Annotated in this window: 11 protein-coding genes; 4 read left to right on the top strand and 7 right to left on the bottom strand. The window is 44.7% G+C overall.

Annotated elements, in window-relative coordinates; translation table 11 throughout:
- The first annotated feature begins 3 nt into the window (after positions 1-3).
- Together AC27G9_RS02480 and AC27G9_RS02475 are read left to right on the top strand one after the other, a co-directional pair.
- On the top strand, positions 4-1,008 hold the full coding sequence (locus AC27G9_RS02480; RefSeq protein ID WP_487070671.1) for a 2-hydroxyacid dehydrogenase: 1,005 nt from the start codon (positions 4-6) through the stop codon (positions 1,006-1,008).
- Between the two features lie 29 nt (positions 1,009-1,037).
- On the top strand, positions 1,038-1,934 hold the full coding sequence (locus tag AC27G9_RS02475; RefSeq protein ID WP_487070669.1) for a mechanosensitive ion channel family protein: 897 nt from the start codon (positions 1,038-1,040) through the stop codon (positions 1,932-1,934).
- Here AC27G9_RS02475 and AC27G9_RS02470 read toward each other — a convergent pair.
- From AC27G9_RS02470 to AC27G9_RS02460, 3 genes are all read right to left on the bottom strand, one after another.
- Complete coding sequence (locus AC27G9_RS02470) at positions 1,931-2,563, bottom strand: DUF642 domain-containing protein (RefSeq protein WP_487070667.1); 633 nt, start codon at positions 2,561-2,563, stop codon at positions 1,931-1,933. The genes AC27G9_RS02475 and AC27G9_RS02470 overlap by 4 nt on opposite strands.
- A gap of 97 nt (positions 2,564-2,660) precedes the next feature.
- Positions 2,661-3,416, bottom strand: a complete 756-nt coding sequence (locus AC27G9_RS02465) for a methyltransferase domain-containing protein (protein ID WP_487070665.1) — start codon at positions 3,414-3,416, stop codon at positions 2,661-2,663.
- A gap of 2 nt (positions 3,417-3,418) precedes the next feature.
- Positions 3,419-4,174, bottom strand: coding sequence for a Nif3-like dinuclear metal center hexameric protein (locus tag AC27G9_RS02460; protein ID WP_487070663.1), 756 nt, complete (start codon positions 4,172-4,174; stop codon positions 3,419-3,421).
- Between the two features lie 175 nt (positions 4,175-4,349).
- Here AC27G9_RS02460 and AC27G9_RS02455 point away from each other — a divergent pair, with 175 nt between their 5' ends.
- The gene (locus AC27G9_RS02455) at positions 4,350-5,393 is read left to right on the top strand and encodes a sensor domain-containing diguanylate cyclase (protein WP_487070661.1); all 1,044 of its coding nucleotides are present in this window, start codon (positions 4,350-4,352) and stop codon (positions 5,391-5,393) included.
- Here the strand turns inward: AC27G9_RS02455 and AC27G9_RS02450 are convergent.
- The 3 genes from AC27G9_RS02450 to AC27G9_RS02440 form a co-directional block, all read right to left on the bottom strand.
- Positions 5,390-6,025 carry a TetR/AcrR family transcriptional regulator gene (locus tag AC27G9_RS02450; protein ID WP_487070659.1) on the bottom strand — a complete coding sequence of 212 codons (636 nt, stop codon included), beginning with the start codon at positions 6,023-6,025 and terminating at the stop codon, positions 5,390-5,392. The genes AC27G9_RS02455 and AC27G9_RS02450 overlap by 4 nt on opposite strands.
- A 3-nt stretch (positions 6,026-6,028) precedes the next feature.
- Positions 6,029-7,045: a protease SohB gene (gene sohB / locus AC27G9_RS02445; RefSeq protein ID WP_487070657.1), complete on the bottom strand. Its 1,017-nt coding sequence runs from the start codon at positions 7,043-7,045 to the stop codon at positions 6,029-6,031.
- A gap of 144 nt (positions 7,046-7,189) precedes the next feature.
- Entirely contained in the window at positions 7,190-9,778 is a 2,589-nt protein-coding gene (locus AC27G9_RS02440; RefSeq protein ID WP_487070655.1) for a VolA/Pla-1 family phospholipase, read from the bottom strand.
- A gap of 330 nt (positions 9,779-10,108) precedes the next feature.
- On the opposite strand from AC27G9_RS02440, the gene AC27G9_RS02435 reads away from it, so the two are divergent.
- Positions 10,109-10,852 (top strand): YciK family oxidoreductase, encoded by a 744-nt coding sequence (locus AC27G9_RS02435; protein WP_487070653.1) that lies wholly within the window; start codon positions 10,109-10,111, stop codon positions 10,850-10,852.
- Between the two features lie 54 nt (positions 10,853-10,906).
- Here the strand turns inward: AC27G9_RS02435 and glnS are convergent, their stop codons facing one another.
- Positions 10,907-12,577, bottom strand: a complete 1,671-nt coding sequence (gene glnS, locus AC27G9_RS02430; protein WP_487070651.1) for a glutamine--tRNA ligase — start codon at positions 12,575-12,577, stop codon at positions 10,907-10,909.
- Positions 12,578-12,749: the final 172 nt, after the last annotated feature.

The following is a 12,749-nucleotide window of genomic DNA, read 5'->3' as shown; positions in this document are numbered from 1 at the left end:
TGTATGTCACAACACCTTGTTCGAGTAGCCTGTTTCAGTGCGCAGCCATACGATGAAGCCTTTTTTACGGCACACAAAGACCAGAGGCTTGCTTTTACCTTCATTAAAGCGCATTTAAATGAACAAACCGTTGAATTAGCGGCTGGCTTTGACGTGGTTTGCGTATTTGTAAACGACACCTTAAACGCTAAGGTCATTGACCGATTGCATTCATTGGGCTGCCAACACATCGCCCTTAGATGTGCGGGATACAATAACGTCGATATTGTCCAAGCGAAGGCTGTAGGTGTTTCCGTCTCACGGGTTCCTGCGTACTCTCCCCAAGCGGTAGCTGAACACGCCATCGCATTAATGCTAACGTTAAACCGAAAGTTGCATAAAGCATACAATCGCGTACGTGAAAGCAACTTCGATTTAAACGGCTTAATGGGTTTTACTTTGCATGCCAAAACCGTGGGTGTGGTAGGAACAGGCAACATCGGACAAGCTACGACTAAGATTTTGTTGGGATTTGGCTGCAGCGTACTTTGCTTTGACCCCTACCCTAACAAAGACTTAGTCTCATGGGGTGTAGAGTACGTATCGATGAACGAACTTTTGCAGCAAAGCGATATCATCACTTTGCACTGCCCACTTACACCAGACAGCCATCACCTGATTAATGCGCAATCCATTGCATTAATGAAGCAAGGGGTAATGTTGATCAATACCTCTCGAGGTGGTCTGATAAACACAGTGGATGTCATTAACGGATTGAAATCTCGCCACATAGGATTTCTTGGCTTAGATGTCTATGAAATGGAATCCGAGTTGTTCTTTAAAGACCATTCTCTTGAGGTCATTCAAGATGATGTATTCGAACGATTGTCCACTTTCCACAATGTGTTAATCACAGGCCATCAAGGCTTCTTTACTGAAGAAGCCTTGGAACAAATAACACAGACAACAATTAACAATATTTTGCACTGTACTTGCGACAGCAGCTTAGTGGCGAGCATTGTCGCCTAGCGTTAACATCATTACCGGGTGAGGAAATTATGGTCGAATCCCTCAAGCAATTTGAGGCCCTATTGCAAACGGCATTAGCATTGAGTGTCGAATACAAATTCGTCACTACCTTGCTGGTAATTTCCGTATTGCTTTGGTTTAAAGGCTCTGTTGTACGTTTCGTCAGAAACCGTAGTTCTTCAACGGGCGAAGATAGACGGCATCAACTTAATCAATTCCGACAGCTGTACAACGCACTACTCGTATTTTTGGTCCTTTTTTTATGGGCAGATGAGGCACAAGAATTTGCCATTTCTATAGCGGCCTTGTCCGTCGCCATGGTTATCGCAACCCGAGACTTTATACAATGCTTTATCGGGTTTATTTACTATCTTGGAGCGCGACCCTTTCGTGTTGGAGACTGGATCGAAACTGGCGACCACCAAATGGGCGTAGTAGTGGAAATTGACTGGGCCAAGCTAACACTCTTGGAGGTGCACCACGACTCCTTTGAATACACGGGCAAACATATTTATTTACCAAACAGTCGGCTAGTGACGCATACCATCAAGAACCTCAACTTCTTGCGACGCTACACCATGCACAATTTTGAGTTGGTAATTGAGCCGAAAATTAACGCTTATGAGTTTTTACCCCAGTTGCTTGAAAGAGCACGTATTCACTGTGATCATTTTCGCGACGTTGCCGAACGGTATAAAGGGGTAATAGAGCGAAGCTTAGAAGCGGAATTTATTGAAATTGAGCCAGAAGTGACAATTGAAACTAACGAATTTGCGAATATTCTGGTTAAGGTATCGCTCTTTTGCCCAACCAATGAAGCAAAAGAGCTGCAACAAAAGATCAGCGCCGATTTCATGACGCTATTTTATACGTCGAATGCGTCGCCATTGGTAGATAACACTCAACAAGATGGAACAACGTGCTAGTGAGGCTTTTGGCTGCGTCTAACATATAGTATGGTACATGCTAGCAGTAATATACCCACTGAAGCAGGCGAACTTACTGCTCTTGCTAGACGCAAAGGCGTCAGTGTTTCGACTTGAATATCATCTAAAAAATTACCATAAGTCCCTCGATTGAGACTGGTAAACCGAATGGTGGTGTCCGAGGTTGTCGCAGAAAAAGAGGTAAAAAAGGTCTTCCACTGCTTTTGTAGATGGTCATTTACTGTCTGAGTGAAAAGTACCTGATCGTTGCTGTCAATTATATCAAATCGAAAGGACTCACCGCTTCTACGACGCGCTGCATAAGCAAAGCTAACTAGGTAGCGCTGAGAAGCAACAGAGTCAAAGGTCTGATAAATACTATACTCTCCTCGCCATGCGTGAGAATTAAGCTCTGCATGCTGATCGCCGTCATAAGACTCAAACCGCTGCAGGCTGTCCCAAATTTCAATATTGGCGCCTTCCCAGCCGTTCACATCGGACGCGTTAAACCATTTCCATCCATTATTACGGACATCATTTTGCTCAAAACTGCCGTTTGTAATCAAAGCGGCGGAAGAAGAAAAAGAGAAAAGAAACAAAGCGGATATCAGCCATTCGCGTATTTTCATAATTAAACTACTCCAGTAAATTACGACTACAAATTACACTCATCACATAACTGATTGTACCACTTATCACATAATGTTCAAATTTTAACCGATAATTTTAAGCCTTTATCAATAAATGAAGATACTTCCCCAACCACTTATAAGGCTCTTGACGGCAGTACTGGCGTTCTAATTCAAGTAACTCATTGTACATTGCTTCAGAATCGATAACCTTTTTAAGATAGTCGTGAAAACAACGAACACCTGCCACCTCTTCAACTTGCGCTCCGCTGTCTTCAACAACTTTTATCACGTCTCTGGGAACTACGGGGTTATTTGGATTGAGCTTGATCTGATTTTTGACTTTCATACCCTTTGCGATGTACTCAAAGTTACCATATACCGCGTTACCAAACAGTGCGGCATCCCGATTGAAAAAGCTAAGACTAAGCATGGCGTCATCACCAAGATGCGACACTATGTGTTTTAGCGCGTCGAGTGGTTTATCAAGCCATTCAAGAACGGCATGACAGATCACTAAATCGTATTGGTTTATATCCTCAAGTTCATAAAGAGAAGCTTGCCGATAAGTCACATTGTTAAGCCCCTTCATTTCTGTTTTCGCGTGTTCGATAATTTCGCCAGAAGCGTCGACTAGGGTTACCTTGTGTCCTCGCAGAGCAAAGCGTTTAGACATCACCCCCGTACCACCGCCAATATCCAGTATTGATAATGATTGGTTTGCTAACGGAGCGAGGTAAATATCGAGTAACTCGCACAAAATGGTGTGGCGTAATTTTCCTTTTGACGTGCCATAGATGTTTTTGACAAACCGTTTAGTCATTCCGTCGAAGTTTTGATCGTAACTGGCCATAGTTATGCTGGGTTGTCGATATCGATGAATGTCACATCAAGATTGTATTGACTCGCCAAATACTCACCGACAGTTTTAACACCATATCGCTCGGTGGCATGATGTCCGGCAGCAATAAAGTGAATGCCCCGTTCCCTAGCGGTATGTATGGTTTGCTCGGATACTTCACCAGTGATGAAAAGGTCGACGCCGGCATCGATTGCCGCATCAATATAACCTTGTCCGCCACCCGTGCACCAGGCTGCTGTTGACACCAATTTATTGCCAACTTCCTCAACCAACGGTACTCTGTCTAACCGTTGCGTTATGGTATCAACTATCTGACTTAAAGGCTGTGGTTGTGCCAGTTGTCCTTGATAGACAATACCGAGCGGGCTCAGCGCATCCAGCGGCTCAAGGTTTTCAAAACCTAAGCGTTGGCCCAACTGCACATTATTGCCAAAAGACTCGTGAATATCGATGGGCAGGTGATACGCCAATAAGTTGATGTTGTTGGCAAGCAACGCCCCTATTCTCTTGCGTTTGATCCCAGTGATAGTGGCATTCTCGCCTTTCCAAAAATAGCCGTGATGCACCAAAATAGCATCCGCATTTTGTGCAATTGCCTCATCAATTAATGCTTGAGAAGCAGTGACACCCGTGACGACTTTTTCAATATTATCGGCGCCTTCGACCTGCAAACCATTGGGGCAATAATCTTTGACACTTCTGCTATCTAACAACACGTCAAGCGTATTGACCAATTCATTTCTTTTCATATTTGTTCAATCAACCACACAGTTTTGCGTAGTTTACTACTTTTATTGTCCAGGATTAATAATAGCGAAAAGGGTTTTCACCCAAATTACTATAATAAATACATAAATTTATAAAAATAAAACAGATTGTTGCTATTTAGCCTTTCCTTTTTCACATTTTGTACTAGAGTTCAGTATGGAAAACTACAATAACAATGACCACACAGAAGCAATGAACTTAGACCAACCTGCCGACGCCATCAATCATCTGCTCGAAGCAAAACTAAAAGCCAAGACGATTCAGTTTCGGACCGTACTGGATACGCTGCCCGATTACATCTTCATCAAAGATACGAATGGCGTCTACATCGCCTGCAATAAAGCGTGTGAAGCTTATTTTGGATACCCCGAGAGAGAAATCGTCGGGAAAACGGATTTTGATCTAGTCAACCAATCTACAGCAGAGTCGTTCATTGCAAAAGACTTACAAGCCATTGAACTTGGCCGCTCTATCTCGAGTGAAGAATGGCTGACCTTAAAGAGTAATGGCAATACAATATTGTCAGAAACCATTAAAACGCCTATGTATGACGAGGATGGAGAGCTACTTGGTATTGTTGGTGTCGCTAGAGATATTACCGATCGACGCAAACTCGAAGAAAAATTGATTGAAACCAACGACCACCTTTCTACCCTAGTATCGACTGACACACTGACAGGTATTGGTAATCGGCGCGCTTACGATACCCGCTTACAGCAAGAGTGGCAACGCTGCGCTAGAGACAAAACGCCATTGTGTTTGATTATTTTTGATGTCGATTACTTCAAACAATACAACGACACTTACGGTCACAAAGCGGGAGACAATTGCCTAGTTACCCTAGCACAATTTCTACAAAGCGAGGATTTTGTCCGTCGTCCTTCGGATTTTCTGGCTAGGTATGGTGGCGAAGAATTTGCCATTATTTTGGGGAATTGCTCCGCTGAGCACGCCCATGAATTGGCCAAAGATATAATTAACCGAGTGAGAGAAGAGCTGGCTATCCCTCACAGCCTTTCTCAACTGGCGTTATCACCCAAGGTGCTCACAATTAGTGCGGGTGTCGGTTGCATAGTGCCATCCCATGACCTATCACCTACATTGCTGTTTACCAATGCAGATAAAGCACTGTATGAAGCAAAGAAGTCTGGACGTAACCGAACATCACTCGCCGTCCACGAGACAGCATTAGTGCGCTAGTTAGCGTAACTCCCGCTTGCTAAACCGTGGGCAACAAACGGTACCATTTGTAAGATGACGTCGCTAACGTCAACAGATGAATTGAAATCCGACTGCGCGATTTCTTTTAACGCTTGACTCGACGCCATAGAAAAAACAAAGCTTCCCATGGCGAAGTGTAAACGCCAAAACAACACTTCTTCGCTCACCGATGGCAGGCTTAATTTAATGTGTTCAATTAGGCGCGAAATCGTCACACCATAGTCATTCATTATAAATCGGCGTAGATGACCTTGGGTCTCGTTGTAACCTTTTCCCAGCAACTGAACAAACTTCTCGGTGCCATTTGGACTAACATCTTGCAATGTCATCATTGGCGGCACTAAAGACGCAAGAAAACCTTCGAGATTGTTGCATTCGAGGTTGCTATCGCTATGGTTCAAAATCGTATCAAATTGCGGCATCAATACGTCCAAATAGCGTTTCAGCACCGATTGAATAAGGTTTTTCTTACTGCCGAAGTGATAGTTTACAGACGCTAGATTGACGCCCGCCAATGTCGTAATTTCACGCATAGAAGTTTGCATGAAACCCTGTTGTGAGAACAGGGTTTCTGCAGCATCTAAAATCTTATTTTTGGTATCTTGCGCCATTGGCTAGCGGAACCACTGTTGCGATTTTTCCCACATGCGTGACGTCACTCGCTCAATTATGTTTGCAGATGCAATGCCGAGTTTTTCAGCGACGTTCTTACGAGTTTTGTATTTAACACTGAAAATGTCATGGCTTTCCACTTTGCTAAGCAAATAGTCATCTGACGTACCAATTTGGTCGACAAGTCCCAACGCTTTGGCTTTAGCACCGTACCAATATTCGCCCGTTGCGACGCTATCGATATCAAGGTCTGGGCGATTGTCGCTGACAAACGACTTAAACATAACGTGCACTTCCTCGAGTTCTTCGCGAAACTTTTCACGCCCTTCGTCGTTGTTTTCACCAAACACAGTTAGGGTACGTTTGAACTGGCCCGCTGTGTGTTGTTCGTACTCAATATCGTGTTTTTTCAATAGTTTGTTGAAGTTAGGTAATTGTGCAATGACCCCAATCGAACCGATAATTGCAAAGCGCGCTGCAATTACATTGTCAGCGACACATGCCATCATGTATCCACCACTCGCAGCGACTTTATCAACTGAAACGGTCAAGGCGAGTGATTTATCTTTGAAACGCTGTAATTGAGAAGCAGCCAAGCCATAACCATGCACTACACCGCCGCCACTTTCTAATCGAACAAGAACTTCATCGTCTTTGTCAGCAGCGCATAGCACCGCGGTGACTTCTTCACGAAGAGATTCCACTTCATTGGCATCCATAGAGCCATTAAAATCGATAACAAACAAGCGAGATTTCTTTTCTTCAGACTTTTTGTCTTGCTTTGCTTTTTTCTTTTTTTCTTTATTTTGTTTTTTCAACTCATCTTTATTCAGTAGCATCTCCGTCGCATATTGCTTCAGATCGTCAATTTGCTCTGAAAGAGACGTAAATTCAAGCTGGCCTTTAGCGGGCTTTTGTTTCATGGCAGCGCCGGCGATCACACCAACGATAACGACGAAAGCCCCAACAATTGTGATTGCTTTCGCAAGAAACAATCCATATTCAAACAAAAATTCCAATGATAACTCCAATCAAATTTCATCATATTGCAGCAACGTATAGTATCAGTGAACGCTGCGACAAACGACTTTTTGTTGTCCTGTAAAAACGTGAAGACAAAAAAAAGCCAGCTATAAGAGCTGGCTTCTTCATCTAAAACCGGATTAGTTAGCGATAACGTCGGTATTGGTGATTGGCAATACACGAGCATCAGACGCAATATAACCCGCGACTTGTCTTTGCATTTCAACTGTAGCAGCAGGGCTCGCTGTTGGGCTAAGACTTGAAGCGTGCGCACCCTCAGTAAAGCGTACTTGCCCGCTAACTGGCGTTTCACCCATAACGGTAGTGCTGACTTGATCCAAGCCGATAATAGCGGCTAACGGATTTTGTCCAGATAGAGGTAAGCTCGTCATAACAGGGTTAACTTGGTCAGGTAGGTTCACTTCGCCACCGTCACCTACAACTGTCAACATATGAACAGGTGTATTAGACCCCAAAAGTGTACCGTAGTTAGTTGGGTCACCGGCATCGATTACAGTTTGCGAAGCAAATGTAAACTCAGCAAATACAGCGTTAATCGCGGCAAGTTGTGCTGGTGCTAGCGCATCAAGGAACGTAGGCACAGCTTGTCTCAATTGAGCACTAGTGAGAGTCGTAGAACCAAAGTTTTCTGTGACAAAAGCAACGAACTCTTCAGACGAAGCCAACAACAATTGACCTTTAACTACAGGACCAAATTCTGGTGACTCTAACAAGAAGTTTGCGATACCGCCAGCAGGAGACTCCAGAGACGCCGCCGTAATAGCATACATACCATCTAGTGCAGCCAGATCACCGCCCATGGTGGTATTTGCTAGTGCTGCAAAATTAACTCCCGTAATCGCTCCAAGTGACACACCCATGACTGACACTCGAGTGGTATCGATATCAACGACTTGAGTTGAAGTGGCATCGATCAACGCATTGAGGCCCAAACGCAAACCAAGTAAATCACTCACGCTCTGGCGCAAGTTGTCTCGAGCTGTTGGCAGGCTTGCCAAGTTCATATAATGAGTAACGGATACTGTGCTTGCATTTAAATCATCGTTACCGTCACCGTCTAGGTCGTAACCTCGGCTACCGTGTAGCGGCTGATCAATTGCGATAGTCGCGATACCCGCTAATGACAATGTGCCTGAAATGGCCATCATTTGCTCTTTGGTTCCGGTGATACCGTGGTTAAGTATCACAACAGGCCAACCCGCGTCTGGCTTGGTAATTGGGAAACCAAGACCGGCTGCAAACGTTGGGTTTGGTACCGTGATTTGAACATCGATATCAACTAGAGCGTTTGTGTTTGGTACAGGACTAAACTTAGTCAAGTTGCGTGCACCATCAAGCATCTCACCATTGATTCGCACATCAGCTAAACCAACTTGCTGACAAAGTGCTGCATTTGGACCCGGTGTAGCAGTCGCCAATACTTCTGCAGGTGTGTTTGCAAGCACAATGCCGCTGTCACACGCCGCACTCCAGAATTCGTTAACTGGTGCCAACGGATTTTCCGCTCTCGGCGTTGCTAAATAGTGCGGTAATGTAATAGATGACTCGAAACGCGTAGCCGCACAGAAAGGGCCAGCTTGAGCAAGAATACCTTGGGACACACCAACCGCAAAGTCATTTACTGGACCCCATACACCCGCTAGCGCACCTGAAGCGGTACCAAAGAGGCCATCACAGGTTTGTAACGCCGAGAAATCAGTCGCTTCGATGACTGGAATCAAAGGCGCTGCTTCTGCTGGAAGACCTGCAACACCAAGTTGTACGGCGCCTGCAACTGTTTCTGCGGTAACTAATCCCAACGCTTCCATCGCGTTAGGCGCACCTGCATTATCGCCAACCACGATCGCAGGAAGTGCTGTTCCCGCTGTTGGGTCGCCAGCTGCTGCGCGTGCAGCAAATTCCGCAACCATCAGTTGCTTGACTGTCGATAACACATTTGGAATTGATTGTGTTGTAAAGGCAGATACGTATGTAATGTCTTCGCGGCTTAATCCCGTGCCCATAACCGGCGCGACAAGGCTATTCACCAAACCTTGCAAAGACAGCTGTGCTTCACTTGATAACGGGAATGTATTGATGTCTTGTCTGACAGAATCCCATGTTGTTGAACCCTGTACTGACTTACCACTGCTGTCGCGTAATCCAGTTGTCATAACCAACATGTAGCCCTGCGCTGACTTCAACGGTTTAAGCGGCACGACGGAAATGGTGTTGTCGTCTAGAAGGCTTAATACGTAATCCTCACCAAAGGTGAGTTGATCGCCAATCTTACAACCCGCAGACGGTATTGTTACTGCTGCACAATCTGGATCCTCTTGGTTTAGACCAAGCGTGGCTTCATATAAGAAAACACCAGCAGACAGTGTTGAGGCATCTAACGATACACCTGTAGGCGTTTCAACATCAATGACGAACGGCTGCTGAGTCGACCATCCATCTAGGATATTTAGTGCGTTTACGGGATCACCGAAATCCGTAGGATCAGCGACTGGAATATTTAACGTGAAGTCAAAGAAACCATCATCACCTGGAAGCATCAACAAGTCGTTAGGCGTATTCAAATTACCTGCTGCCGGGTCGAAAACGATACGCGAAAATGGCGTTACGACAGGGGTTTCTGCTTGAATATCTTCGATGGTTTCACCGCCACCGCAGCCTGTAAGACCCAGAGCCATGGCTATGCTGGCACTGATAAACAGTTTTTTCATTGTATCTCCCTACAATTCTTTGTTGTTATTGTCTGCCAATATTCCGTCCGCTATACACTGTTAGCCCTGTAAACTTCGCTAATTACCTGAACAGCGGTTGAAAATTAAACATGTTAGACCAGTTGTATATACCGCAATCTTATTGACTTTGTAGCCACTTTGCAAAGGTTTGTTAAGTTTTTGTAAGCCATTTTTTGCAATCACTGTTTTTTTACTGGTCTAGTTTACAAATATTCCGTCACAGGTATTATCACTGTCCTTGTTCTATCGTACGGCGTCAATCGATTGAAAACGTTGCTACATTAACGCTTTAAAGAAAAACAACCCATTATGAATAATTATCAAGCTCCTCAAGATTTACTCGCCGGCAAAACCATTTTGATCACCGGTGCGGGAGATGGTATTGGCGCAGAAGCTGCCAAAACCTACGCGGCCCACGGCGCAACCTGTATATTGTTGGGAAGAACCGTCAAGAAACTAGAAGCCGTTTACGATGCCATCGTTGATGCTGGTCATCCACAGCCAGCCATTGTGCCGCTCGATCTCAAAGGTGCAACTCCCGACGACTATGTACAAATGGCTGCGACGATAAAAGACCAGTTTGGCCAACTTGATGGTGTGCTTCACAACGCGAGTATTTTAGGTCATTTGAGTCCGTTTTCAGATATCAAACCAGAAGAATGGGCAGATGTAATGCAAATTAACGTCAACAGTGCAGCTTATATGACCAAAGCACTACTGCCAGTCTTGCAATTATCAGAGGCCGCTTCAGTCGTATTTACAACGTCTTCCGTTGGTAGAGTTGGCAGAGCGTTTTGGGGCACTTACAGTGTTTCAAAGTTTGCCACAGAGGGTATGATGCAAGTGTTAGCCGCCGAATGGGAAAATCGCAATGTGCGTTTTAATTGCATCAACCCCGGTGGGACACGTACTCAGATGCGATCGAAAGCCTTTCCCGCAGAAAATGCAGACAATTTAAAAACGCCTAAAGAGATTATGCCGCTGTATTTGTATCTCATGGGTAAAGATAGCTTGAACGTGAATGGCGAATCACTAGATTGCCAACCGAAATAGCAAAAAAAATCCCGGCTACGTGCCGGGATTTTTTAATGAACATCAAAACAGCGATTAGTTGTCACCAATTTTAGCCCAGGTGTCGCGCAGACCAACTGTTTGGTTAAATACCAGTTTAGTCTCATCACTATCTACATCCTTACAGAAATACCCTGTACGCTCAAATTGCCATGCACCTATCGCTGGCACATCGCCATTTAGACTCGGTTCAACCCAACCTGCCTTTAACGTCAAAGATTCTGGGTTAATTGCACTAGTGAAATCTTCAGCCGCTGCTGGGTTAGGTACGTTAAACAAACGATCGTATAACCTAAACTCAGCTGGCAAACCATGCATTGCGTCAACCCAGTGAATCACGCCCTTCACTTTTCGACCGTCAGCCGGGTCCTTACCCAATGTCTCGTCGTCGTAAGTACAATAGACTGTGGTTACATTGCCTTCTTCGTCTTTCTCAACGCGGTTCGCTTTGACAACATAAGCGTTGCGCAGACGAACTTCTTTATCGAGGACAAGACGTTTGAATTTCTTGTTAGCAGACTCTCTAAAGTCGTCTGCTTCAATCCAGACCTCGCGACCAAACGGTAGCTCTCGCGTCCCCATGCTTTCATCGCTAGGATGATTCGGCGCAACCAAGGTTTCGCCCTCACCTTCTGGATAGTTTTCGATCACCAACTTGATTGGATCAAGTACCGCCATAGCACGAGGCGAATTAACGTTTAAGTCATCTCGAATACAAGCTTCAAGCATCCCCATTTCGACCATATTATCCATTTTGGTCACGCCAATGCGTTTGCAAAACTCACGTACCGATTCTGGTGTATAGCCTCTGCGGCGCAATCCAGCTATAGTAGGCATTCTTGGGTCATCCCAGCCAGAAACGTGGTTTTCCTCAACTAACTGTATCAAGCGACGCTTGGACAATACTGTGTATTCTAGGTTCAAGCGAGAAAACTCGTACTGACGGGGTGTCGTCTCGATAGAAATGTTCTCAATAACCCAGTCATACAGTCTTCTGTTATCTTGAAACTCAAGCGTACACAGTGAATGTGTGATACCTTCGATGGCGTCAGAGATACAATGCGTGAAGTCATACATAGGATAAACACACCACTTATCACCTGTTTGATGGTGGTGAGCAAACTTGACGCGATAAATTACCGGATCTCGCATACACATAAAGGGAGAAGCCATATCAATCTTGGCACGTAAGCACACCTCGCCTTCTTGATACTCTCCAGCTGTCATCTTTTCAAATTCAGCTTTGTTTGTATCGACACTGGTTTCTCTGTATGGACTGTTTTTTCCAGGCTCGGTTAAGCTGCCACGCAAAGCTCTCATTTCTTCTTGGCTTGAGAAGTCAACGTAAGCTAGACCCTTTTCGATAAGCTCAACGGCAAACCCGTGCAACATATCGAAATAATCAGATGAGTAACGTTCATCCCCATCCCAATTGAACCCAAGCCAGCTCACATCGTTTTTGATTGAGTTTACGAACTCAATGTCTTCTTTTGCTGGGTTGGTATCGTCGAATCTGAGGTTACATGTGCCCTGGTAATCATCTGCAATGCCAAAATTCAGGCAGATAGATTTTGCGTGTCCAATGTGCAGAAAACCATTCGGTTCCGGTGGAAAACGCGTTTTTACAGTTGAATGAAGACCCGAGTCCAGATCTTTGTCGATGATTTGCCGGATAAAATTGGTCGGACGGTGTTCTGTCTCGGCCATTCGCCATGTCCCCTATTTAATGTAATTAGTATAAAACTGAGCAAGTATAACACTGGTATTTATAGACAACCCAGAAATTAATCAGATAAAAGATGTTAAGTGATTAAAATGCGGTCGCACAGCTAAAAAACAATAACTTAAATCGAATTCTTTACTGTCACAATAACGTCAC

It is taken from the genome of Alteromonas sp. 5NS40-0096 (assembly GCF_057544385.1).
The sequence above is the reverse complement of the archived record's forward strand: the minus strand, read 5'-3'. Positions and strand labels throughout refer to the sequence as shown.

Bases quoted from the DNA above. Each gene is read 5' to 3' on its own strand.
- AC27G9_RS02480 (WP_487070671.1), top strand. From the start codon at position 4: ATGTCACAACACCTTGTTCGAGTAGCCTGTTTCAGTGCGCAGCCATAC.
- AC27G9_RS02475 (WP_487070669.1), top strand. From the start codon at position 1,038: ATGGTCGAATCCCTCAAGCAATTTGAGGCCCTATTGCAAACGGCATTA.
- AC27G9_RS02470 (WP_487070667.1), bottom strand. From the start codon at position 2,563: ATGAAAATACGCGAATGGCTGATATCCGCTTTGTTTCTTTTCTCTTTT.
- AC27G9_RS02465 (WP_487070665.1), bottom strand. From the start codon at position 3,416: ATGGCCAGTTACGATCAAAACTTCGACGGAATGACTAAACGGTTTGTC.
- AC27G9_RS02460 (WP_487070663.1), bottom strand. From the start codon at position 4,174: ATGAAAAGAAATGAATTGGTCAATACGCTTGACGTGTTGTTAGATAGC.
- AC27G9_RS02455 (WP_487070661.1), top strand. From the start codon at position 4,350: ATGGAAAACTACAATAACAATGACCACACAGAAGCAATGAACTTAGAC.
- AC27G9_RS02450 (WP_487070659.1), bottom strand. From the start codon at position 6,025: ATGGCGCAAGATACCAAAAATAAGATTTTAGATGCTGCAGAAACCCTG.
- AC27G9_RS02440 (WP_487070655.1), bottom strand. From the start codon at position 9,778: ATGAAAAAACTGTTTATCAGTGCCAGCATAGCCATGGCTCTGGGTCTT.
- AC27G9_RS02435 (WP_487070653.1), top strand. From the start codon at position 10,109: ATGAATAATTATCAAGCTCCTCAAGATTTACTCGCCGGCAAAACCATT.
- glnS (WP_487070651.1), bottom strand. From the start codon at position 12,577: ATGGCCGAGACAGAACACCGTCCGACCAATTTTATCCGGCAAATCATC.